The organism is Streptomyces chattanoogensis (assembly GCF_001294335.1).
In the GTDB taxonomy this organism is placed as follows: domain Bacteria; phylum Actinomycetota; class Actinomycetes; order Streptomycetales; family Streptomycetaceae; genus Streptomyces; species Streptomyces chattanoogensis.
Genome location: NZ_LGKG01000101.1, coordinates 192,700 through 216,363 on the forward strand (window position 1 = coordinate 192,700; position 23,664 = coordinate 216,363).

Here is a 23,664-nt window from a genome sequence, read left to right on the forward strand (position 1 = left end):
TTAAGCGATAGGTTTACGTTCGGGGGAGGGGTGATGGAGCTCAGGGACATCGAGATCTTCTTGGCGCTCGCCAAGGAACTGCACTTCGGCCGGACGGCCGAGCGGCTGCACATCGCCACGGCCAGGGTCAGCCAGTCGATCCGTAAGGCCGAGCGCCGCGTCGGCGGGCGGCTGTTCGAGCGCAACAGCCGCAACGTACGGCTCACGGTGCTGGGCGAGCAGCTCCGGCAGGACCTGTCAGCCGGCTATCGGCAGATCGCAGAGGGCATCGCGAAGGCACGCGCCGCTGCAGGCGCCGTGTCAGGGACGCTGACGCTGGGAACCATGGGGCCGATGGCGCGCACCATCAAGCCCGTCCTCGACCTGTTCGAATCCACTTACCCGGACGTGAACCTGCGCCACCGGGAAGTCCAACCACCCGCGCCGCTGGACCTGTTGCGCTCGGGCGATGCCGACGTGGCGCTGGTGTATTTGCCCGTCGACGAGCCAGATCTGACGGTCGGCCCCGTCGTCCACGTCTCGGACGTCCTCCTGATGGTGTCGACCGGCCATCCCTATGCCGGACGCGAGTCGATCTGCGTGGAGGACCTCGGCGACCACTGCGCGTTCCTGCCCGGGCGGCTCCCCGCTTCCATGGAAGCGGCGTTCCAACCGTTCCACACTCCTTCCGGCCGCCCGATCGCCCGCGCTCCGCGGCGGCCCTCCACCTGGCACGAGGCGCTCGACCTCGTCACGGCCGGACACGGCGTTCTGGGTGTGGCACGGGATGCCGCTCACTTCTATCCCTGGCCCGGCCTCGCCTTCATCCCCGTCCGAGACATGCCACCGGTACGTTGGGGCCTGGTATGGCGGACCGCCGACGAGAGCCCGCTCATCCGCGCTTTCAGCCACGCGGCCACGAAGTCGCACCAGAGTGCCGGGACATAGACGCTCCTGGCGCAGTCAACGACGCGCCCGCGGAGCAGATGTCGACGTCCCTGGGAGCGCCCGCCCAGTCTCAGGCCGCTCCACGCCGTCCTCAGCCTTCACCGGCCGCCAGGCGGGATCCTTCTCCCTCTGCGCATCCGCGGCGATCTGCAGCCACCCGTGCTCCTCGGCGAACACCTCGCCCGTTCCTTCGTCCAGGGCGCGGCGGACGATGTCGCACACGTAGACCGGCCCGGCCTTGTGCACGGGGTCGACGATCACGGCAGGGTCATCTCCCTCATGCTCGGAGCGGTCCAGTACCCTCCGGCCGTGAACAGGATCGCTTCACCAAGATAGGCGCCCAGCCCACGGATGCAGAGACCGATCCTGGACGCGCCTCTGGCCGACCCTGACAGGCGAGGGCGGCGGCTTCCAGGACGGGCAGGCTTTCGGGGCTGTAGGCGGCGATGTGCTGGGCGGGCGGCAGCTCGTCGAGGGTGTGGCGGGCCGCGTCCAGCAGGTGGTCGGCGTGCGGGACGAGGTAAGTGGCGTATGCCTCGACTGCCGCCTGTTTGCGGCGGGCACGGACGGAACAATGCACCGGGGCTACCCGACAAGCGTATCGGGTCCTACCCACGTGTCCGCGTCGAGGGCGGGGGCCGTGGGGTGGTCTCGCAGGCCGGTGCGGTGCTGCTGGTCGAGACGGTCCGCAAGACCGGTCTGGATACAGCGATATCGGCGGCGCTTGAGCCGTGGCGGAAGCCGCGGGCCGTCCACGACCCGGGCAAGGTCCTCCTGGACGTCGCGTTGGCGGTCGCGCTCGGCGGGGACTGTCTCGCTGATGTCGGGATGCTGCGGGCCGAGCCGACCGTCTTCGGGCCGGTGGCCTCCGACCCGACGGTCTCCCGCCTGGTCGGCAGTCTGGCGTCGGGCGGCAAGCGGGTCCTGGCCGCGCTCCGCACCGCCTGCGCCGAAGTGTGCGAACGTGTCGGGCAGTTGGCTGGCGATGCGGCGCCGGACTCGGGCGGGCAGATGATCGTGGACATCGACGGCATCCTCGTGCTCGCGCACTCCGAAAAGCAGGACGCCGCCGCGACCTGGAAGAAGACCTTCGGCCACCATCCGCTGATGGGGTTCGTCGACCACGGCCGGGGCGGGTCCGGCGAGCCGCTCGTGGGCCTGCTGCGGCCCGGCAACGCTGGCTCCAACACGTCAGCCGACCACATCACCGCCACGCAACTGGCCCTGGCTCAGCTGCCCAAGCCCTACCGGCGCGGACGGCAGACCCTGATCCGCACCGGCTCTGGCGGCGGCACCTATGAGTTCATCGCCTGGCTCGCGGGCTACCGGTGCCCGCTCTCCTTCGGCCACCAGGCCCGAGCGCCCCCGTTGTGTAGTGGATCACATTTATGGAGTTGCACTGTAGTGATATGCGACGTGTGACATTGTACTGCCCGGAGGTGCGATGCATGCTCGGTGAACGAGACCACGGAGTCTGCTTAACTGCAGCAACAGGGAGGCTTGCTGGGGTTACTCGATCCGCGGTCAGATCCTGTCCCACTCTTCTGCAGGACGAGCCGCTCGCGGCGACCGCGTCGTCCGCATGTCGTTGTTCAGATTGTGTCTGCCCATCGCGGGGCACGTTGCTACGGCGACGGCGTTCGAGAGGGCAAAGGGCGCCCGATGGCTCTGAAGTGGGCGCGGATGATGCGGGGTTGGCGTTGTCTGTGCTGCAGAGTTCGGGGCCGTATCCGGGCATTAGGTGCAGCTCGATCGGGCTTATCCTTCCCTCGACGGGTCTCATTAATCAGAGCATCAAGCTGCCGCAATGAATGCTTCCGGCTTCTCTGCCGAAGTTCGCCATCCCAAAGTCTTCCAGGGGCGTCCATTCAATTCGCGGAAGACCATCTAATGACCGGCGTCGACGCTGGTCGGCGGGCGGAACCAGGCACAAGGTCCTAGCCGTGATCCAGGCCGAAGCAGACGTCGAGGGGCGCTTGGGTTAGGGGGTCCCGGCCCGACGCGGTCAGCGATACCCGCCTTCGGCCGTTCCCGGATGTAAGAGACGAAACGAAGTTGAGAGCACCATAAACCGGCTCAAGATCTAGCGAGGGCAACTCATGGCATTTCCCCTTCAATACGACCCGTTAAGCCCGGAGACGCTGGCGGACCCGTATCCGCTCTATGCCAAACTGCGTGAGAGGCAGCCGATTTTCTGGCATGAGCAGATGCAGTCGTGGGTGGTGACCAGGTACCGTGATTGCCGAGAAGTGTTGCGAAACAACGAGCTCTTCGCTCGGGACGGCCGCCGCGTGGGACAGGAGGTGCCCGAGTTTCAGCAGAGCGTCCAGACACTCGACCCGCCGACCCAACAGCCGCTGCGAAGCCTTTTTGTCAACACTCTGCACGCTCAAGATACCGAATCCATTGGGAATCGCGCGCGGCGACGGGTCGATCGGATCTTCGAACGCAACCTTGACAAGGAGCAGTTCGACTGGATGCTGGAGGTCGCCGCGCCCGTTTCGCTGAGCATCACAGCTGAGCTGATGGGTGTCGAAGAACCAGAGTTGCGCCCTTACGTCGAGGTCTCGGAGGCGCTGGCATACCGCATGGATGCCGGCTTGCGGCCCCAGGCCGTCCCTCCGGGAGATGAAGCGCGGAAGAAATTCAACGCGATCGTCGACTCGTGGTTTGAGACCCAGGACCGTCCGGGAGCCCTGAAAGCGATCAGAGCTGAGGCGGACCGGGCCAGGGTGCCCGATCATTACATGCGGAACACCACCGCCGTTACCTTCAACGCAAGCTTCGGCACCTTGTATGCCACGGCTGGCAATGTGGCACTGGCATTGCTGCAACGCCCCGACGTACTTGCCCAGTTCCAGGACGAGAGTCTGCTCGCTCCCGGTGTGCACGAGCTGATCCGGTTCGACGGCCCCGCTCAGGGCACGAGTCGCTTCGCGATGAGGCGGACGGTCCTCCAGAACCAGGTGATCGAGCCCGGCCAGACCGTGCTGACGCTCACGGCCGCCGCCAACCGCGATCCGGAACAGTTCCCGTCTCCTGACCAGATCATTCTCGACCGGAAGCCCAACCAGCATCTCGGATTCGGCTGGGGGCCGCACGCCTGCCTGGGCCAGATGTTCGGCGAATTGGCCATCGGCGCCCTGGTGGGCGGACTGCTGGAAGCCCCTCGGCCGCTCCGTCTCGCGGGTGAACCGACCCGCCGCTCGACGGCGACCGTGCGCTGCCTTGCCGAGTTGCCCGTCACCTTCCGGCAGTAGCCCGACCTGCGGCCTCGGCCCTGTGCATCGGTGGCTGTTATGTGTGAACTCAACGGGTGCTCCGGCCATCGCCTCGGAGTACGTAAGTGCGCCCCTATGGAACGAAGTATCTCGAAAGCTATCTCGAAAGCTGATTTGCCATGAGCTACGACAGCGGTGTCAACTCTGCGGAGCAGGCGGCACATCCTCGCGGGGGCGCGTTGCGTGCGGCCGCCGGCCTGGAAGGAGCCGCGGATTTCGGTGCACCAGTCACGGTGCCGATCGAGTCGTTGCTGCCTGCCGACTCGCCTCGGATGGGCGGCGATGACGAAGAACACGTCAAGGTGTTGGCGGCCATTGACTCCGCGTTACCTTCCATCCTCGTGCATCGGGGGACAATGCGCGTCATCGACGGCATGCACCGGCTACGCGCGGCTCAACTCAAGGGGAGCCGCGAGGTGGCGGTGCGCTTCGTCGACGTCGACGAGGATGACGCGTTCATAATCTCGGTCCAGATGAACATCGCGCACGGGCTTCCGCTGTCACTAGCCGAGCGCTCCGCGGCTGCGGAGCGGATCCTGCGCACCCATGCGCACTGGTCGGACCGCTCGATCGCCGCGGCTACCGGCCTATCGGCCAAGGCCGTCGCGTCTGTGCGCATGCGTGCAACCGCTGATTCGCTTCAGTCGAACATCCGGGTCGGCCGGGACGGCCGCGTACGGCCGCTTTCCACAGCAGAAGGCAGGCGGCGCGCGAGCGAGTTCATCGCCGTCCGTCCGGACGCGTCACTGCGGGAGATCGCGGCCGCCTCCGGCATCTCCGTTGGTACCGCCCGCGACGTGCGGGAACGGACCCGCAAAGGGCAGTCGCCTGTGCCGGCGTCGCGCAGGAATTTGGCTCGCAAGTCGCCCGCCGAGGTGTCAGCGGGGGAGGTGTCGCAGCTCCTGGCCGTGCTGCAGCGCGATCCGGCGCTGAAATACAACAACCGGGGCCGCGCGCTACTGCAGTGGCTGAACTCGCACATGGTCCCCGCGTCCGACTGGTCGGCCTATGTCGAGACGATTCCGGCGCACTGCGCGCCGGTGGTGGCAGAGCTGGCTGAACGCTACGCGCGGGCCTGGCGCTCCCTTGCCAAAGAGCTCGATGGCCAGCTCACTGGCTGAGAGCGCGCACCTCGCGCACCGATCGGGAGGCCAGCGGTGCCAGAACGGCGATCAGGAACGCCACGCCGGCCCATGCCGCAGTGGGTTGCTCGCCGAGCGCACCGGCTACCGGGCCGGCCAGGACCTGGCCGAGCGGGACGGCGAGTGAGGCTCCGAGATCGTCGTAGGCGGATACCCGAGAGAGCTGATGCTCGGGTATCTGATCCTGCAGCAGGGTCTGCCACACCGGACTGAACACGCCTGAGCCCAGCCCCGCTGCGAACGAGGTCACCAGGAGGACCGGCAAGGCCGGCCACAGTCCGAGGGCGAGCAACGGAAGTGCGGTGACGGCGAAGCCCACCTGAGCGACGAGCAGCAGTCGGGCGATCCGTATCCGGTAGACCAGTGCGGTAGTGAGGAAGAGACCGACCGCCCGCGCGCCGAGCACGAGCCCCCACGCACCCGCGCCGATCGTGGTGGCGGCGATCGCGGGGCCGAGCACGCCCCACGTGCCGGCTACGAGCAGGTTGGCTATACACAACGAGCACACCGCTTTCCACAGCCACGAGATGCCGTGGAAGGTGGACCAGCCCTCGCGCAAGTCCGCCCAGGGGCCGCGCCGGCCGCGGGCGGGCTTGGCGGACGTACGCGGCAGCATGAGCGCGCAGCACGCGGCGCACGCGAACGTGGCAGCGTCCACCGCCACCGCCCAGCCGCCTCCGACGACCGCGAACATCGCGCCGGACAGTGCGGGACCGAGCACCTGGGCGGCGCTGCGGGACAAGCCAAGCAACGCGTTGGCCCGCTGCCGTTCGTCTGGCTGGACCAGCCTCGGTACGATCCCCCGCATCGCGGGCAGGGAGAAGGCGCCCAGGGCACCGTTGAGCGCGGCCAACCCCACCAGCGCACCGATCCCTGCCCGGCCGGTGATCAGCAGGAAGGCGCTGACCCCCTGAGTCAGCCCGGCCCCCGCGTTGGCGACGATGAGCACGGTCGTACGCGGGAACCGGTCGGCCACCACGCCGCCAATGAGTAGGAAGACCACCAGCGGCACGCTGCGCGCTGTCAGCACCAGCCCCAGGTCGTACGTACTGCCGGAGAAGCTGAGCACGGCGAATGCCAGTGCCACTGGTGCGACCGAATTGCCCAGCTGAGACACCGAAGTGCCGAACAGGTACCACCGGAACGCTGGGTGCTGCAGCGGTCTGCCACGCGTGCCCGGCGAGGCGGTCGTGTTTGCGAAAACCATTCCAACTCACTCTGCTGCGCGCTCCTCACGGCGCGCCGGCACCGTTTGTCGCTGTGCGCCTGGGTGGATTAGGCGGTGTAGTCCTCCAGTTCGCCATCCCGGACGGTGTCCAGGGTGAAGCAATGGAAGCCGCCGCCGAACAGACGCCTGTGGCGATGACGTACGGGGACCACCGTGAAGCCCTCGTTCTGAAGGGTGCGCATCAACTCCACGCACGCCTCGTTGACCATGACCAGGTTCTCGTCGACAGACAGCACGTTCAGGTCGATGTAAGGGCTGGTCAGGATCAGATCGTCGTCCTCGTATACCGGGAAGTGGCCCTCCTCCGGCGCAGGTGGGACGATCAGCTTCCAGGTGTTGAACGGGGACGGCAGCAGGTCGCGGATGGCCTCGTGGCGGGCCAGGAACACGCCTGGCCGCAACGCCAACAACATGCTGTCGATGTGGTTGTCGCTCATGCGGTGGACGCGGTGTACGCGGTGGGTGTCCGCCAGGTGCCGCTCCAGCCATCCGCAGGCCGCCGCGTGGTTGGCGTTGGCCACGTTCACGATGAGGTCCCTGCCCAGTCGCAGGACCTGCGCGCCGTCCAGGATCATCTCGTGGCCGACGTCGTACGGCGAGGGCGCGGGATCCTCGATGGGCTCGGTGGGGCCGCCCAGCGTGGTCTCGGTGTCGCGGGCGTAGGACAGGTCGAACGAGCTGTCGGTGAGGATCGGTCGGGGCATGGTCGTCCACTTGGCGCCCTGGTCGTAGTACTGCTTGTAGACCGGGGCGAGCAGGCGGGTCTCCAGGTAGCGCGAGCGGATCGCGGGAGGAGTCTCGATGATCTCGTCGCCGATGATGAGCGTGTTGTCCCGGATATTCAGCGGCGGTACCGGCGGCGCGGTCCAACCGAACCCGGCTATCGGCTCGGGGTTGGGCGGGAGGGTCAGCGGCCGGTGTACCCGTACCCCGAGCCCAGAAAGCGTCTCGACGAGGTTCTCCACGTCCTCGTGCAGCTCGTCGGCGTAGCGTTGCTTGATCTTGTAGCTGCGGGACTCCAACGAGGACCCGGTCGCCTGGGTCAGCCGGGGGTAGGCCCAGGCGGAGTGGAACAAGTTCTCGTGGAAGAAGATGTCGAACGACAGCTCACGGTCGTGCGAGACGTAATTCTCCGCCGAGCCGACGACTATCTCTTTCAGTGGAGACCATTCGTTGTGGCTGTTGAGTTTCACGGTCTCTTCCTTGACATTCGGAGGAATATCCCGGCATGCGGGAGCAATCTGACGGCCGGGCGCAAGTGGGAATGTGCTGGCGATTGTGCAGCACGGCCTTCGGCTGGTCAAACGCAATTGTTCAGGGGTTTATTCGTGCAATGAGCTCACCATTGACACCCTGATGCGCCGTAGTTAGTTTCGTTGCGCTCAGAGCCAATCCTGGGTTTGTGGGATTTGTTGCGAAGCTGCGGTCGAATTGCTTCCTGGCGGCGTTCAACTGAGCGCCGCGCTCAGTTGAACGCCGCCCTACGGCCTGATGTGAGGAGGACGGACACGTGGAGTACTTCCCGACCACAGAACCGCACGACGAGGGATACCTCGATGTCGGCGGCGGACACAAGGTGTTCTGGACGGCCAGCGGCAGTCCGCTGGGAGTACCTGCCCTGATTCTGCACGGTGGCCCCGGCACTGGCAGTAGCCCCGGACAGAGGGGGATGTGGGACCCCCAGCGCTACCGGATTATTCAGATGGACCAGCGCAACTGCGGGCGCAGCACGCCGTCCGCGGCCGACCCGGCGGTACGCCTGACGGACAACACCACCCAGCACCTGGTGTCCGACATCGAGCAGTTGCGTGAACACCTCGGCGTCGACCGCTGGGTGCTGTGGGGCGGGTCGTGGGGCAGCACGCTGGCGCTTGTCTACGCGCAGCAGCACCCCGAGCGGGTGCGCGCCATGGTGCTGGTGTTCATGATGCTCGCCCGCCGCGGCGACCTCCGCTGGCTTTACCAGGAGATGGGGCGCTACTTTCCGGCGGAGTGGGAGCGGTTCCGCGCGGGCGCGGGGGAGGAGAACGAAGACGACCTGCTCAGTGCGTATAACAATCTCCTCAACGAAACCACGGACGAGTCGGTGCGGCGGGCCGCGGCGAGTAACTGGTGTGCGTGGGAGGACGTCATTTCCAGCCTGGATCCGGGCTGGCGGCCTGGTCCGTTCTACGGGGACCCCGACTTCGTGCTGCAGTTCTCCCGGATCACCACGCACTACTTCAGCAACGACGCTTTCCTTGAGCCCAACCAGGTGTTGAACGAGGCGCATCGGTTGATGGACATCCCTGGCGTGATCATCCACGGCCGCGACGACCGCGCGAACCCTTATGACATGGCCTGGCTGCTGGCGCGGGCCTGGCCCACCGCCGAATTCCGCACCCTGCCCGGCGTCGGCCACACGCCGGCGAGCCCGTCCGTGCGAGACGCCATCCTTGAAGCGACGACCCGCTACGCCGACCTGCCGTGACGCCACGTCGTCACTCCTGCCTGCCAGCAAATTGGGAGCAGTCATGAGGATTCTGCTCGGTAACCAGATCGACGACACGATCCGGGGGGTCGGCGACATGAGCGCGGCCGCGCAGCGGGTGCTGTGGTTCGCGAACGACCACGACCTGCTGGTGCTGCCCACCGTGCCGGACCCTGATTACGTGGCGCACGTAACCGGACTTACCGGCACGGACCCGTCCACCTTGCGGGTGTGTGTGACGCCGCCGGACAGGCACGGCGGGCGGCTGCTCGATCCGCAGGGTCTGACCGACCCGGATTTCTTGCGCACGGTAGCCGCCGGGCTGGACCCGGAGGCGGTCAGCGAGGTCTTCGCGCTGTGGCCCTCCGCCTCGGTGGCCCGGTTCGCGGACTCGCTCGGCATCGCCCACGCGCTGCCCGGAGCCGCGTTTATCGCGCAAGGCGGTGGCGAACCGGTCAATTCCAAGGCGTTCTTCCGCGCGCTCGCGGCGGGCGCCGGGGTCGCGGTGGCTGAGGGTACGGTGTGCCATGGCCGCGCCGAGGCAGAGCAGGCGTTGGCCGAGCGGATCGCTCAGTCCGGAGCCGCCGTGGTGGTGAAGCAGGCGCACAACGGTTCCGGCAACGGCAACCACATCGTCTTCGGCGGTGCGACCGCGGACACCGGACACGCCGGTGCCCGGCACGTTTCCGTGCTCGGGTCCGGGCCTGGCGAGGTGCGGGAGTTCTGGGAGCGGCAGTGGAGCTGGGCATCGGCGGGCGGTCGCTTTCCCGTGGTTGTCGAGGCGTACGTGCCAGGTGCGGTCTCGGTATACGCCGAGTACCGCGTCACCGACGACGGTGTGGCGCACACCGGGGCCGGGATCCTCGGCTATGCGGACCGCCTGCTCGACGTGCAGGTGGTCCCGCTGCGTCCGGCGGACATCGGGGCGGAGGCGCACCGGCTCCTGCTGGCGCAGGGCGAACGGCTGGCCGAGACATACCGGGCCACCGGGTACCGAGGGCACCTCTCAGCCGACGCGATTGTCGACACACGGGGCCGGATCGTCTTTACCGAGGTCAACGCGCATGTCTCCGGGTCGCTGCACCTCTACGACGCGATAGCCGAGCGGCTGGTCGGCGTTTCCACGTATCCCGAGCGGACCGTCGCCGAGTACGAGGTGCCCGAGCAGTGGGGCCTACGGCACGTCACCGACTTCGTCGCGGGCGCGCGGGCAGCCGGTTGCCTCTACGACCCGTCAACTCGCCTGGGCGCACTGGTGTCCACCGCCCCGCTGTGGGACGAGGACGGCGGCGCCGCGTTCATGTTCTGCCTCGTCTATGACACCCACGAGAGGCGTGAGGACCTGCGCACCCGACTGGCCCGCGAGTTCACCTCTCGTGGTGGGTGAACCCTACGCGGAGGCACACGGCCGCAGTCCGCTGTATCGGTATGGCTGTGCGGCAGTGCGGCGGCGTCGCAGCAAAGAGATTCCGACCTGAGGTGTTCGAGAGAGCCATGGACTATCAACCCATCACCCGCGAGGCAGGCGACTTTCAGCGGCCGGTGAGCGCAGCGGAGATCCAAGCGGTCAGCCGCGCGGCGTTCGGCGCGGACGTCGAGGTGTTATCCGCGATCGAACTCGGCGGCGGCTACTACAACACCACCTTCCGGGTTGACCTTGGGCAGGGGAAGCCGGTCATCCTGCGGATCGCCCCGGAACCTGGGCGGCAGTCGCACGCGGATCCGGAACTGATGCGTAACGAGTACATCAGCGTGCCGTATCTGGCGCCGGTGGCCAACCTGCTGCCCCGCAACCTCGCGGCCGACTTCACCCACCAGGTGATCGGCCGCGACTACCTGTTCCAGACGATGCTCGACGGGGTGCCCGCGGCGTCGGCCCTCAACTCCTATCCGCAGCCAGAACGCGCGTCATTCTTCCGCGATCTCGGCGGCATCGCGCGGGCTATCCACGAGGTACGCGGACCGGGGTTCGGTCGCGTCGCCGGCCCCACGCACGAACGGTGGAGCGACGCGCTGTTCACCTGGTTCGACCGGGCTGCCGCCGACCTGACCGACAACGGGCATGAGGCAGGCGACCTAGCGAAGCTGGTCGAGGTGGCCGACCGCAACCGCGCCCTGCTCGACGAAGTCGTCGAGCCGCGGCTGTTGAACGGCGATCTGTGGGTCGGCAACGTGATGTTGGCCCAGGGAGTGGCGCAACCCACCATCACCGGTGTATTCGACTGCGACCGCACCTGGTGGGGCGATCCGCAGGCCGACTGGCCGATCTACTTGGCTCAGCGGAAGCCGGGCGGCGAGCGGGACGCGTTCTGGGAGAGCTACGGTCAGGTCGGGCAGAGCGAGCACGCCCGCTGGCGGGCGTTGGTCTATGAGGCCAAACACGCCGTGGGACTGCTGCTGGAGTACCACCGCTTCGGCTGGGCCAAGGAAATCGCCGAGACCTACGGTGAGATTCGGGAGCTCATCGCACGTCTGGCCGACTGACCCAGGGACCCAAGGGGTTCTCCTGGATGTCGCGCTGCCTTCCGCGTGCAAGAGGTGTCAATTCCCTGTTCTGTTATCCGTGCAATTGGCGCACCGTTGACACCCCCGAGCCGCCATAGTTAGTGTCGCCGTGCTTCGAACTAATCCTGGTTTTACGGAATTTGTTGCGAAGCTGCGGTCGAATTGTTTCGCGGCCGCGTATGAAGAACCCGAAAGAGAGGAGACGTCGCCATGATGTACAACCACTGAGCGTGATCCGAATCAATGAGTCGACACGCAACCCCGGCCGGTTCACCGCGACCGGCCGGGGCTGCTCGCCGGGCGTATGACACAGCGCACCGTATATTCGCTCAGATCAATTTGAATGGCAGGAGCATAATGATGGCGCAGCTAATCCAGTCGCCGCTGTCCGAGCGGCTTGAGACGAGTGAGGCGCGTCAGCGCTTCGTCGCGAACCCCTTCTTCCGCGGGATACAGGACTCCGAGGTAACGGCCCGCCAGGCGGTTTGCTTCCTCGGCCAGTGGTGGCACCCGTTGCGCTACTTCCCGACGTTCCTCGCACGCTGCGTTGCTGTGCTGCCGGATATCAAGTCGAAAAGCGCGATCACCCGGATCCTCGATCAGGAGGTCGGGCACGGCAAACCCGAGCGCGCCCACGAGTCGATATACGTGGAGAGCATGACGCGGGCGGGGTTCGACCGCGAGGCGGTCGTTGGCGCCGCGCCGCTGCCCGCGACCTCGGCTCTGCTGCGGGGGTACGAACGGCTGTCCGGCGAGCGGCTGACCGCGCTGGGCGGCGTCTATGCCACCGAGGTCACAGACCTGCTCATGGTCTCCAGTATCGGGACGGCCGTGGAGAAGGCTTCCGGCGACCGGGACAACGCCTGGGTGGCCATCCATGTCGAGCAGGAACCCGACCACGTCGAGGAGGCCGGCCACACCCTGATGGAGGGCTTCACCGAGGCCGACGAGGACCAGGTGGTGGCCGCCGCCGACGAGATGTGGATGCTGTGGTCGGCCTTCTTCGACCAGCTCGTCGGTGAGACCGGACTAGGGCGCTGAGATGCACGTCGTCATCGTGGGCGGCCCCCGGCCGCAGGTCCTCGACGCCCTGCTCGGTAGCCGGCACGAAGTCACCGCAGTGTTCGAGAACACCCCTCAGAACTGGGAACGCTTAGCTCCCTACCGGGATCGGCTCAGGCACATGTGTGTCATCGACTCGTACAGGACAGTGGAATCCCTGTGGTCGGCCCTCCACCACATGAAGGCCATCGCCGAAGGGGTGGACGTGGTGGTCGCCCTCACCGAGCAGGCGGTCGTCCCTGCGGCGGTGGTGGCGTCGCTGCTCGGGGCACGGGCGATCAGTCCTGACACCGCGCTGCGGTGTCGTGACAAGGCGATGCAGAAGCGCGCCTGGCAGGAAACCGGGATCTCCACGGCCCGCCATATCGTGACCACTGGGTGCGAAGCCAGCCCAGCCGATCTGGTGGAGCGGGCCAGCCTGCGTGCCCCGTTCGTCGTCAAACCGGTGGCGGGTCTTGGAGCGATGCATACGTTCATCGTCGATGATCGCGCCGAGCTCGACACCTTGGTCGCGGGTGTGACGCGGGACCATCCTGAACTGGCCCGTCTGATGATCGAGGAGCGCAACGACGGCACCGAATGGATCATCGACGGGATGGTGTCCGGCGGCGAGATCGCGTGGATCATGCTCTCGCGGTTCCTGGCGCCGATCATCGAGTGCACCGTGGACAACCCAGTCCGCATCATCTCCCTTCCACCGGCCGGCCATGCCGCCTGGTATGCCTCGGCGACCGACTTCGCGCGCCGCGCGGTCACCGCGCTGGAACTGCGCGACTCCACCTTCCACTTCGAGGTCTTCGGCACCCCTGGAGCCTTCGCCGCCGGGGAACTCGCGGCACGGCCGGGCGGTCAGATGATGCCCTCTCTGATGCGCCACGTGCTCGGTATCGATGTCTGGGAGTGTGCCGTGAAAGCGGCAACTGGCGAGAAGCCGCCACCCCGCACTCCCTCCCTGAGGACCTTCGGATACGTCGGCCTGCCCATCACACCAGGGCAGACCAACCGGGTCGCCGCCACGGACCTGAGCGCGCTGCCCGGAGTGGTCGAGGTGGCGATGGGGTTCGCTGTCGGCGAGACGATGCCAGCCAGCCGGGACCACTCGGGGGCCGTCGTCGGCGGGGTCATCGTCGAGGGCGCGGACGAGGCGGAGTGCCGGGCATCGCTCAGCGCGGCGGAGGACGTGGTCACCAAGATGAACCGGCCGTGATGAGGAGACAATGACGGCAGAGGGCCAGCTGTTCCGGCTGTGCGCCGAGATGGTGGGCGCCTTCGTGCTCTATCGGTGGGCCGTCTCGCCGGCGGTCCGCTGGGGCGCCCGCGCGGCCGGAGCCGGACGGTATCCGGAGCGGGCCAGCAACGGCGCCTACCCAACAGCTCCGGCCACGCCGACGGCAGGTGCCCGGGCGGTCGCGGCAGTGTTGCCGCTGGTGATAGTGGATGCGCTGTCCCCGCAGCGCCCTGCCGGGGGGCTGGGCCTCGTCCCGGTGTGCGCCCTGGCACTCGTGCTGTGGAAGGCCCTCACCGCGGATTTCGACATCGCCCATGACCTGCGCTGGCAACGCTGGGACCGGTTGGCGACCGCGGCGGTCGGCGTGGGGGCGCTCGTCTGGCCCCCGTTGATGCCGGTCGCGGTCGTGATGTTGTGCGGTCGACTGGGTGCCTGGACCCATCACGCGATGGCGAGTCTTCGCCTCGTGAAGGCGTATGTCGCCTGGATGGCAGCGGACAACGTGGCGCTGTTACTGAGCGGACACCGGGAGCCCGCCGTGGATTCCGCGGCGTGGCTAGTGCTGGCCTCGACACTGTTGCTCTCGCACTACGTGGTGGCGTTTGTGGCCAAACTGCGTCTGGGGCGCAGGCCATGGGACTGGGCCGTGCGCAACCGGACGGAGACCCTGGTTGCCTCGTCCTACACATGGGGATGGGCGCGTTTCCTGCCCGAGCGGGCCGTCGCCGTTGTGATCCGCGCTATGGCACCGTTCCGTGTGCCGCTCAACATCGCGACCCTGGTGGTGGAGGCTCTGGGTCTCGCCGCCCTTCTGGGTCCTTGGGCGCTGGTCGCGGCCCTGGCTGGCGCAGCGGCCTTCAACGGGGTGGTGGCTGTCTGCTCAGGGCTGCTGTTCTGGGAGAACATCGCCATGGCCCTCGTGCTGGCCGTGACCGTTGCCCAACTGCCGGATGACGTGGCCTCGGTGGCGTTCGGCTGGGCGCCATGGCTGCTTTCCGGTGTGATGTACGCGTTGGTCCTAGCGGGCCGCGGCTGGTCCCCAGCGTGGCTGGCCTGGTGGGACAGTCCGCTGGCCGCCCGTGTGCACTGGACAGTCGTCACGGCGGACGGCAGCCGGAGGGGCATGTACAACCACCTGATGAGTCCCCACGATCGTGAGTACGGACGAGACCTCGGCAGCGGACTCACGAGCGAACCCTTCGTCACATTCCCCCTCGGGGGCGTCGAGGACGAACGGTTGTACGGGCGCCTTCTTCGGGCGTCAGGGCCGGCCGATATCGCCCTGATCAAGGAGGACTTCGGTTTCTCCTGCGCCCGGGAGGACTTCCGAGAAGCCCATGCCGACTATCTGCGGTCCTTTTTCACGCAGCTGAACGCCGGCGTGACCAAGAGCCCGTTGCCTTGCGGCCTCCGGCTGCTGAAGGCCCCGGGAAGCCATTTGTACCGCTGGGGCGCACTGCCCGCCTATCGCCGTGCCGATGGCCCGGTTGCGGCTGTGGAGGCCTGGCATTCCGAGGTGTATTACCACGCCGACCGGGGTGAGTGGGAGAGCCTGCGTGAGGAAATCGTGATGACCATCAAGGTCGGTCTTGCCGAGGGAAGGTCTGGAGGGTCATGACAATGAGCGAGGAACAGCACCTCGCCGCCATCATCGACGGTCACATCACCACCCAATTGATCGCTTCAGCTGTACGGTTCGGGGTTCCCGACCTGCTGAAAGAAGGACCGGTCTCCACCCAGCGGCTGAGCCACGAAACCGGCATCGCGCCGCGGGAACTGACTCGCTTCCTGCGTGCTCTTCAGGGGCTGGGCGTGGTAGAGAAGGCCGCACCAGACGGGTATCGCGCCGGCCCCCTGGCCAGGCATCTGCAGCGGGACGCCGGCGGCCTGTACGGACAGGCGCTGATGGCAGGCGGGGACTATTATGAGGCCTGGGCTCATTTAGATTACTCGCTCCGCACCGGGGAATCGGCATTCGAACACCATCACGGCAGCAGTCTGTGGGGGCGGTTCGCCGAAAGCGCTGAAGTCGCCGCCGCGTTCACCCGTACCATGCGGACCAACACCGAGCGCGCCTTGGACGAGATTTTCGGTCTCTACGCCTTCCCGGCACGCGGCCTCGTCGCCGATCTCGGCGCAGGTGACGGGGCGCTGGTGGCGGGGCTCGTCTCCCGCTTTCCGGAGCTGCGGGCCATCGTCTTCGAGCAGCCCTCGGTCATCGAGCACACCCACCGGTCGTTGGAGAAGCGGCAACTCGGCGACCGCTGCGAGTACGTCCCCGGGAGCCTGCTGGACGAAGTGCCGAGGGGCGCCGATCTCTATATCCTCAAGTCCGTTATCCACAATTGGGATGACGAGGCGGCGCTGCGGATCCTGGAGAACTGCCGCACCGCAATGGACGGTCGCGGCACCCTCCTGCTCATTGAACGCGCGATGGGCGAGGACAATCCAAGGGAAGCGGCCATCCGCGACATGGTCATGCTTGTGCTGTTCGGCAGCATGGACCGAACCGCCAGGGAGTACGAAGAGCTTCTGGAACGGGCAGGATTCATGGTCGCTCGAACTGCCATCAGTTCATCGGGCCTTTCCCTCCTTGAGGCCCGGCCCGCAACCTGAGTACCACACATACTCAGGTTGAACTCGTGGTCTCCGCTACTCGCGGCACGGCGTGATCGTCGCGGTACGACATCACCATGCGGTACGCACAAGGGGGCGGGCTGACACCTGCGGAGCTGGCGGCGGGCGTGGGAGACCGGCGGGTTCGACGCCCTGCACTCGGCGGGGCCGATGTCGGCCGAGCCGACTCCGGCGGCGGCACCCACGAGTTCGTCGCCTGGCTCGCCCAGCGCGGAATGTGGTTGTCGTACTCGGTCGGCATGACCATCACCGACGCCATGCACCGGGCCGTCCTGAAGATTCCCGCCGCCGCTTTGGACGGTGGCCGTGGAACCGGACGGCGCCATCCGGGACGGCGCGTGGGCCGCCAGCGGTTCGCGGCGGCGGACCCCGTGGTAGGGGCCCTTGCTGACCTGACCGCGGTGTGCTCGTCTGCCCGGCTGCTGGCAGACGTCTCCGGCCCGGAGACGCCGCCGGGAACTGCTCTGCTCATCGGCGCGGCTGCGGCCAGCGGCGTACGGATCGCGGCCTTCCAGCCACGACCGACGTTCACGCACGCCCACGGCCGGGAGCCCAACTGGCGGAACCTCATGATCCAGTACGCCTCCGACGCCCACCTCGATAACAGCGACGCTGTCCTGGCTGGCCCCATGAGCCTTGACGAGGTCACCGGCGAGCACCAGACCCTGGTCCTCGAAGGCTGCGACGGGGTCGGCAAGAGCACACTCGGCGAACGCTTATCGACGGACTACGGCTTCGCTGTGGTGCACTCCCCTAAGACTCCCGACCACCTCGACCTGGCGAGCCGCGACCGGAGCATCCTTGCCGGGGCCGGGCGGATCCTCCTCGACCGGTGCTTCATCAGCGAACTGGTCTACGGCCCCCTTCATCGAGGATCGATTTTGTCTCGAGCAGTACGAGGTCGGTGACGCAGTGCACGGCCTGTTGTGTACTCAGGTGGCTTTGTCGGTGTGTCGTGAACAAAGCCACCTGAACCTCGAACCAATCAACCTCACCGGGAAAACGCTCTTTCAGGCCGCTGTGGCGAGTGCCCGGGCGGGCTGCGTCTGCTCGTAGGCGTGGCCGACCCGCAGGAGTGTGGGCTCGCCGAGGGGCCGGCCGAGCAGCTGCATGCCGATGGGCATGCCCGCCGCGTCGTGGCCGACCGGAACGGTCAGGGCGGGCACTCCGGTGATGTTGGCGGGGGAAGAGAGGCGCACGTAGGCGTCGGAGACGCCCTCGACCGTGCCGTCGGGCCAGGTGACCGTCTCCTCGTCGGCCCCGACCGCCGGCATCGGAACGGTCGGGGCGGCGATCACGTCGACCTCCTCCAGCATCCGGGCCCACTCGGCGCGCATGAGCGTGCGGGAGCGTTGAGCGCGCAGGTAGTCACCGGCGCTCATCAACTCGCTTGCCTCCAGGAGGATGCGGACGTCCTCTTGGTACAGCTCGGGGACCGTGCGCAGGCTGCCTTCATGGTAGGCCCCGGCCTCGGGCACCATCAGGCCCCACTGGGTGGCCTGGATGTAGCGGGTCATCGGGATGTCGACCTCGACGAGCTGTGCGCCCAGGGCTTCCAGCTGCCCGATGGCGTGCCGGACGGCGGTCCCCACCTGCGCGTGGACGTTGTCGAAGTAGTAGGTGCGCGGCAGTCCGATGCGCAGCCCCGTCAGGTCCGTGCCGGCAACGGGCCGGTAGTCCGCGGCGGGCACGGACAGCGAGGCGGGGTCGCGCGGATCGTGTCCGGCCAGCGCGGTCAGGACCAGGGCCGCGTCCTCGACGGTGCGGGTGACCGGACCGACGTGGTCCAGCGACCGGGACAGGGAGGTGACGCCGTGACGGGGGACGAGACCGTAGGTCGGCTTGAGGCCGACGACCCCGTTGAGCGCGGCGGGCACCCGGATCGACCCGCCGGTGTCGGTGCCCAGGGCGAAGGTCGCGGTGCCCGACGCGACGGCGACCGCGGAGCCGCCGCTGGAGCCACCGGCCACCCGGCCGTGGTCCCAGGCGTTGCGGGTCTGCGGGGTGGTCAGGCCGAACGCGCATGCGTGGGTGTGGGTCTTGCCGAGCAGGATCGCGCCGGCTGCGCTCAGACGCGCGGCGACCGTGCTGTCCGCTGTCGCGCGATGGCCGGCGCGGACCCGCGAGCTGGCCGTGGTGGCCATCCCGCTGACATCGATCAGGTCCTTGAGCCCCATCGGGATGCCGTGCAGCGGTCCCCGGTAACGGCCTTGCGCCGCTTCGTGTTCGGCTTCGCTCGCCGCCCGGCGCGCCTGCTCCGCGGCGACCGTGACGTAGGCGCCGAGGTGCGGCTCCGCCTTCTCGATGCGATCGAGGACGGAGTCGACCAGTTCGACGGGGGACAGTCGCCGGGCACGTATCGCGTCCGCGGCGGCGGCCAGGGACAGCTCATACGGCTGCATCGTGCTTCTCCTCTCCGGCGCGGTAGGCGGCGGCGGGCGGGACGTCCGCGAAGTCCAGCTCGCGCAGGACCGCGACGACGCTGTGGATGTGGTTGGCGACCGCGGCAACCGCGGCGTGGCGCTCGGCGGGCAGCACAAGTCCGGCGCGGGCGGCCCAGCGGGCGGCCTCCGGAGGTGTGAGTTCGACGGCGGACATGGATGTTCTCCCTCTCGGTCAAGGCTGGAGCGGCGGAGCAAGCGAGGCCCTAAAGGCCAAGAATTCGCTTTATGTAACGGGCAGACGCCATGGCTGCTCGGCGGCCCCTGCGGGGGCGGCCGGGCGGGGCCGGTCGCATGGTCAGGCCGCGGTGGTCGGGATCTCGCTGCCGTGCTCGGCGAGCAGCCGGTAGCGGCCGTTCTCCCGGCGGACGGTGCCGGCCGTGGGCTGCGGGAAGTGGGTGCCCAGGAGCAGTGCGTCGGTGTCTGCCAGGGCGTCGAGCAGTCGGCGGCGGGTACCCACCGCCTGGGCGGCGTCGATGTCGACGCAGCTGTCACATGAGGGTGGGACAGCTGCACGGGGTGGTGGATGCTGTCCCCGGTGATCAGCGCGCGGCGGTCGCTGCCGCGCAGTTCCACGGCGACCTGCCCCGGGGTGTGGCCCGGGGCAGGGACCAGGAAGACGCCGGGCGCGACCTCGTGCCCCCGCTCGGGCACGTCCACGAGGTCGTACTGTCCGGCGTCGCGTACGGGGGTGACGGAGTCGCGGAACATCTGGCGGCGGGCCTCGTCCAGGTCGGTGGCGGCCCAGTGGTCCCATTCGATGCGGCTGGTGAGGTAGCGGGCGTTGGGGAACGTGGGAACCCAGTCCTCGCCGGCGAGGCGGGTGTTCCAGCCGACGTGGTCGGTGTGCAGGTGCGTGGTGATCACCAGGTCCACGGACCGCCTTCCATGCTGCGCAGTCGGCCGTCCGCGACCGCCATCCGGCATTCCGGGACTGGTGCTCGTTCTGCTTCATCGGCGACTGGCGCCATTCGGATTCGAACCAAGGAGCTGCCTCGTGACCCATCTGGAACTGCCCCTGACCCCGCTCCACGAGATCGACCTGGTGGAGGTGCCCCGGCTGCAGCTGCCCGCCCCGCAGCATCGCATCGAAGGGCGGGTATCGCTCAGTACGGCCGTCGTTCACCCCCTGACTGCGGAGGAGGCAGCTGCAGGCGAGGCGGATTGGCTCGGCTTCCTGACCGCGGAGGCGTCGCACAGCGACTATCTCCTCCTCAGCCTCACGTGCGCCTTCCGCCCATCGGCAAACGGTGATCCTTTCGCTGACGCTGCCGTCGGCGTTCTCCTGGAGTCCCCTGGTGAGCCTGCGGAGCGACAGCCGATCGCTTGGTCGATCTCCCCCAAGAAGCGCTCCCACCCGGTGGAGCGGGCAACGACCATTGGGCTCAGTGCCAAGCTCGCGATCGTCGAATCCACGCTCGAAATCACCCCCGGCCAAGGTCGGGAGGACCTTTTCGTCATCGGAATGGGCGAAAGGGACAGCGACCCGGAATGGCGTGTCCAGGCGACCAGGCGTCACCCCCTGATCGGCGACGAGACCTTCACGCTGATCGTCAAGGCCGCTGCCGGCGCTCCCGTTCAGGCCCACGTGACGGTGGCAGCCACCATCAAGCATCGGCGATTCGGCTTGACTCCCTACCGGGCAGACCTCCCCGCCACATTGCGAACCATCGATCTGCGTCGTCAGACCGATCGGCGTGACCGAAACACAACGGCTGCCGTGCCTACGAGCGGCGCTTGACGCAGAGCGGCCGACGTGCGGCTTCCCACGGCTGTGGTGAACGGATCGAGTCGCCGGAGTGAAGTGACGCCGTCAGAACAGTTCTGCTGCAAGGTACTGAAGCGCAGGGAGAAGTTCGGGGTGGTCCCCGCGGGCGCTGTGCGTGTACTCACCGCCAGGCTCCGGCGAGCGAGCTGGGTGGTGGCGCAGGAGCGAGAGACCGCGGTTTATTCATGCCTGAGATGGGCTCGGATCGTGCAGCTTCTTCCACTGAAGATCAGGGTTCGGAAGGCTGCGGATAAGGGGCAACGGCTCGCGGTCGCGGGTGTAGTAGAGCTTGTTCGTCAGCAGGACGGCTCAGGTTCCTCGTTTGGGGAGATCCACATGTCGGTGCCGGTGAAGCCGTAGTGGACGTACGAGCGGTTGGCAGGGCCCTGGCGCCCATCCACTCACGCCCCGTGCACACAAACGGCCCCGGCCGAGGAGTCCGGGGCCGAATAGGACGCCGCCCTGGGGAGAAACCCCGGGTCAGCGCGGTGTGCTCAGAGCCCCCTGTCGGATTCGAACCGACGACCTTTCGCTTTGCAAGTCCCGGCGGGTTCATGACCGACACTGCTGCTTGGTCCACCGCGGTCCGGTTTTGCCTGTTCAGGGACGACTTTCCTGACGCCTGGTCCAGCGCCGGACGGCCTCTGCTGCGCCGTCCGCTCACGCATCGCTCACGCATGGCGGACGGGTGAGCCGGCAATTCGAACCGCGATTACCAAGCTGGTAGTGGCTGCCGCGAGGCTTTGGTCGGCGAGGTAGACGCCTACGAGTGCCAGACGCCCGTGGAGCAAGCGAGTGACGTCGCGTACGCGGCGCAGGTGACCGTGGGCATTGGCGCGGGCAGGCCCCGTCTCCGTCGATGGCGCAGGAAACGGCCCGAACGGGAAGCTGCCCAGCAGATCACTCCATAGGCCCGCTTGTCCCGGTCTGCTGGCCACGGCGTGGAAGGTCTGATGCTGGGCTGCCGTTCCTGTCGGTACGCCCGCAAGGGGCGGGAGACGGCTCGTTGCGCGTTCTTGTACGGCTGTGGAGTGGGGGCTGGTCCGGGAAGCTGCGCAACGAGCGCCTGAGTCGGGTCAGAAGCTGCTACCCACAGCGGGTGTCCTCCAGGCGAGAGCCGGGCTCGGTTGTCACAGCTGTCCGAGCATCCAGCTTCCGGGCGCGTCGGGGTCCTCGCTGAGCAGGTACTCCCGCCAGGTGGCGTAGTACTCATCCCGGGAGATGCGGCCGTCTCCGTCGCGGTCCATGTGTTTCATCGCGGTCTTCGCGTCTTCTGCGGTCATGCCCCAGAGGTCCCAGACGCGCTGGATCTCGGCGCCGTCGAGCACGCCGTCTCCGTCGGTGTCGGCGGTGTCGAACTCCGCGTCGACCGCGGGTCGGAAGGTGCGGTCCAGGAGTGCGGGGTCAGCGACGTGGCGGTGCAGCCCGTCGTGGAACTCCTGCCGGCTGACCCGTCCGTCGCCGTCGGCGTCCATGGACGAGCAGATGTTCCGGTGAACCTGTTCGTAGGTCTCGCGGAGGGCGATCGCCCGCGGGGACCTCTCAGCGTGGCCGAAGCCGCGCGCGAGTTCCTCGGCCGCCCTCGGCCAGTCCTGCGCCTCGATGAAGCCGTTGCCGTCGGTGTCGAGCAGGTTGAAGAAGCGGTCGAATTTACGGGTCCGCAGATCACTCGGCATGGGCACCCCTGCACTGTGCGTAAGTATTGGGACACTCCAAATCATCCAGCTGAGTGCCTGGTGTTTTGCCGATCCGCGGACAACTGCACCTAAACGAGCGATTAGTAACATGAGTCCCCGCAAGGTCAGTTGATTCGATCGGGGCCGGAGTACAACCCGCCGCAGGATGCTCCCCGCAGCGGGCGAGTACACGTTCGCAACCGCCGAACGCAGCTTGGGAGGATGAGCTTGTCGATCCGCCCTCGCCGTCAACGATGTTGCTTGAGCTCGGTGACCAGCCTCATGACGCGGCCCCGGCCTATACGGCCGGCGCGGGCCGAGTAGAAACCCTCTCCCATGGCCCGGTGGCACAGGGGGAACGTCACGTCAGAGCTCCTCCACGACGGACATCATGTCGTCGTCTGTGTGGCCCTTGGCCATGCGCCGCTGAAGGTACTCGGCCATCGGGGTGGTGACGGGGTCGGACAGGCCCGCTGCCCGGGCAGAGCGGGTGACTCCTTCGATGGCGGCCAGGTGGGTGCCGAGCGTCGAGTCGTTGGTGCTGTAGTTCCCGGTGGCCGCGCTGGTCAGTGCCCGTTCGAGGGTGTCCGCGAGGGTCGGGATGCTGCGGATCGCTGCCTGGCTGAAGGCTGCCATGGGCAGTGACTCGGCCCTGGCCATGCAGACGGCCTCGATGGCTCCTCGCACCGTTCCGTAGTACAGAGCGAGCAGCGATGCCTCGTAGGCGTTCGCGGCGGCGATGTCGGGGCCGAGATAGTCGTGGTTGTTCCCCCACGCCTTGGCGATCTCCTCGACGGCGGCCCGGTCTTGTGGGGCACCTGACCACATGACGGCGCTCATCTCCGTTCCGATGTGGCGGGGGTAGCACAGGATTCCGCACTCCAGGTAGCGGGCGTCGGGGTTTTTCTCGGTGATCCATTGCTGCAGTCCGCGGGCTTCGTCCGGGGTGCCGGCGGCAGTCTGTACGAGCACGGTTGAGTCAAGGGAGTCCGTCACCGTGGAGAGGACCTGTTGGGTCGTGGGGTAGTCGGGCAGGCCGAGGATGAGGACGGGGGCGGAGCGGACGGCCTCGTCGAGACTGTCGACGGCGTGGCCGCTGTCCACGAACTCCGCGATTTTCGACCGTGTGCGGTTCCATACGTTGACTTTGAGTCCGTACGCGATCATTGCCTTGGCGAGGGCGGTCCCCATGTATCCGGTTCCGATGACGGTGACGTCAGCCATGAGCGTGGTCCTTACGTGGTGGGAGGGTGGGAAATGGCCCGGCCGCCTCGCGCCGACGTTCCGTCGGTCGTTGAG

General features: G+C 67.5%; 20 protein-coding genes and 3 pseudogenes. 14 read left to right on the forward strand and 9 right to left on the reverse strand.

Going from position 1 to position 23,664, the window contains the following annotated elements:
- Positions 1–33: 33 nt before the first annotated feature.
- Positions 34–927 carry a LysR family transcriptional regulator gene (locus ADL29_RS12655; protein ID WP_053923766.1) on the forward strand — a complete coding sequence of 298 codons (894 nt, stop codon included), beginning with the start codon at positions 34–36 and terminating at the stop codon, positions 925–927.
- A 15-nt stretch (positions 928–942) separates the two neighbouring features.
- On the opposite strand, the gene ADL29_RS12660 is transcribed toward ADL29_RS12655, so the two are convergent.
- The gene (locus ADL29_RS12660; RefSeq protein ID WP_053923767.1) at positions 943–1,188 is read right to left on the reverse strand and encodes a hypothetical protein; all 246 of its coding nucleotides are present in this window, start codon (positions 1,186–1,188) and stop codon (positions 943–945) included.
- Positions 1,189–1,527: 339 nt separating this feature from the next.
- Between ADL29_RS12660 and ADL29_RS12665 the strand changes: the two genes are divergently transcribed.
- From ADL29_RS12665 to ADL29_RS12675, 3 genes are all read left to right on the forward strand, one after another.
- The gene (locus ADL29_RS12665) at positions 1,528–2,349 is read left to right on the forward strand and encodes a transposase (protein WP_281181822.1); all 822 of its coding nucleotides are present in this window, start codon (positions 1,528–1,530) and stop codon (positions 2,347–2,349) included.
- Positions 2,350–3,026: 677 nt separating this feature from the next.
- On the forward strand, positions 3,027–4,187 hold the full coding sequence (locus ADL29_RS12670; RefSeq protein ID WP_053923768.1) for a cytochrome P450: 1,161 nt from the start codon (positions 3,027–3,029) through the stop codon (positions 4,185–4,187).
- A gap of 140 nt (positions 4,188–4,327) precedes the next feature.
- Entirely contained in the window at positions 4,328–5,329 is a 1,002-nt protein-coding gene (locus ADL29_RS12675; protein WP_053923769.1) for a ParB/RepB/Spo0J family partition protein, read from the forward strand.
- Here ADL29_RS12675 and ADL29_RS12680 read toward each other — a convergent pair.
- Entirely contained in the window at positions 5,319–6,557 is a 1,239-nt protein-coding gene (locus ADL29_RS12680; protein WP_053923770.1) for an MFS transporter, read from the reverse strand. The two genes, ADL29_RS12675 and ADL29_RS12680, sit on opposite strands and share 11 nt — an antisense overlap.
- Before the next feature lie 68 nt (positions 6,558–6,625).
- Positions 6,626–7,771, reverse strand: a complete 1,146-nt coding sequence (locus ADL29_RS12685; RefSeq protein ID WP_053923771.1) for a hypothetical protein — start codon at positions 7,769–7,771, stop codon at positions 6,626–6,628.
- A gap of 317 nt (positions 7,772–8,088) precedes the next feature.
- On the opposite strand from ADL29_RS12685, the gene pip reads away from it, so the two are divergent.
- From pip to ADL29_RS45165, 9 genes and pseudogenes are all read left to right on the forward strand, one after another.
- Positions 8,089–9,048, forward strand: coding sequence for a prolyl aminopeptidase (gene pip / locus ADL29_RS12690; RefSeq protein WP_053923772.1), 960 nt, complete (start codon positions 8,089–8,091; stop codon positions 9,046–9,048).
- A gap of 43 nt (positions 9,049–9,091) precedes the next feature.
- Positions 9,092–10,435, forward strand: a complete 1,344-nt coding sequence (locus ADL29_RS12695; protein WP_053923773.1) for a preATP grasp domain-containing protein — start codon at positions 9,092–9,094, stop codon at positions 10,433–10,435.
- 107 nt (positions 10,436–10,542) lie between these two features.
- On the forward strand, positions 10,543–11,532 hold the full coding sequence (locus ADL29_RS12700) for a phosphotransferase family protein (protein WP_053923774.1): 990 nt from the start codon (positions 10,543–10,545) through the stop codon (positions 11,530–11,532).
- 381 nt (positions 11,533–11,913) lie between these two features.
- Positions 11,914–12,594 (forward strand): iron-containing redox enzyme family protein, encoded by a 681-nt coding sequence (locus ADL29_RS12705; protein ID WP_053923807.1) that lies wholly within the window; start codon positions 11,914–11,916, stop codon positions 12,592–12,594.
- Between the two features lies 1 nt (position 12,595).
- Positions 12,596–13,822 (forward strand): ATP-grasp domain-containing protein, encoded by a 1,227-nt coding sequence (locus ADL29_RS12710; RefSeq protein WP_053923775.1) that lies wholly within the window; start codon positions 12,596–12,598, stop codon positions 13,820–13,822.
- 10 nt (positions 13,823–13,832) lie between these two features.
- On the forward strand, positions 13,833–15,461 hold the full coding sequence (locus ADL29_RS12715) for a hypothetical protein (protein ID WP_053923776.1): 1,629 nt from the start codon (positions 13,833–13,835) through the stop codon (positions 15,459–15,461).
- Between the two features lie 2 nt (positions 15,462–15,463).
- On the forward strand, positions 15,464–16,459 hold the full coding sequence (locus ADL29_RS12720) for a methyltransferase (protein WP_053923777.1): 996 nt from the start codon (positions 15,464–15,466) through the stop codon (positions 16,457–16,459).
- Between the two features lie 101 nt (positions 16,460–16,560).
- Positions 16,561–16,828, forward strand: a pseudogene (locus tag ADL29_RS42575) (IS1380 family transposase); the annotation flags it as partial.
- 53 nt (positions 16,829–16,881) lie between these two features.
- Positions 16,882–17,388: an ATP-binding protein gene (locus tag ADL29_RS45165; RefSeq protein WP_245689349.1), complete on the forward strand. Its 507-nt coding sequence runs from the start codon at positions 16,882–16,884 to the stop codon at positions 17,386–17,388.
- A 102-nt stretch (positions 17,389–17,490) separates the two neighbouring features.
- Here the strand turns inward: ADL29_RS45165 and ADL29_RS12730 are convergent, their stop codons facing one another.
- The 3 genes and pseudogenes from ADL29_RS12730 to ADL29_RS12740 all read right to left on the reverse strand — a co-directional run.
- Positions 17,491–18,882 (reverse strand): amidase, encoded by a 1,392-nt coding sequence (locus ADL29_RS12730; RefSeq protein WP_053923778.1) that lies wholly within the window; start codon positions 18,880–18,882, stop codon positions 17,491–17,493.
- Positions 18,869–19,078: a hypothetical protein gene (locus tag ADL29_RS12735; protein ID WP_053923779.1), complete on the reverse strand. Its 210-nt coding sequence runs from the start codon at positions 19,076–19,078 to the stop codon at positions 18,869–18,871. Before ADL29_RS12735 ends, ADL29_RS12730 begins: the two co-directional genes overlap by 14 nt.
- Positions 19,079–19,219: 141 nt before the next feature.
- Positions 19,220–19,800, reverse strand: a pseudogene (locus ADL29_RS12740) (MBL fold metallo-hydrolase); the annotation flags it as partial.
- A 118-nt stretch (positions 19,801–19,918) separates the two neighbouring features.
- On the opposite strand from ADL29_RS12740, the gene ADL29_RS12745 reads away from it, so the two are divergent.
- Positions 19,919–20,662, forward strand: a complete 744-nt coding sequence (locus ADL29_RS12745) for a hypothetical protein (RefSeq protein ID WP_053923780.1) — start codon at positions 19,919–19,921, stop codon at positions 20,660–20,662.
- A gap of 206 nt (positions 20,663–20,868) precedes the next feature.
- Here the strand turns inward: ADL29_RS12745 and ADL29_RS45170 are convergent.
- From ADL29_RS45170 to ADL29_RS12755, 3 genes and pseudogenes are all read right to left on the reverse strand, one after another.
- Positions 20,869–21,057, reverse strand: a pseudogene (locus ADL29_RS45170) (serine hydrolase domain-containing protein); the annotation flags it as partial.
- A gap of 762 nt (positions 21,058–21,819) precedes the next feature.
- Positions 21,820–22,365: an EF-hand domain-containing protein gene (locus tag ADL29_RS12750; protein ID WP_053923781.1), complete on the reverse strand. Its 546-nt coding sequence runs from the start codon at positions 22,363–22,365 to the stop codon at positions 21,820–21,822.
- Positions 22,366–22,731: 366 nt separating this feature from the next.
- A complete protein-coding gene (locus ADL29_RS12755) occupies positions 22,732–23,589 on the reverse strand; it encodes an NAD(P)-dependent oxidoreductase (RefSeq protein WP_053923782.1) in 858 nt (285 codons plus the stop codon).
- Between the last annotated feature and the right edge of the window lie 75 nt (positions 23,590–23,664).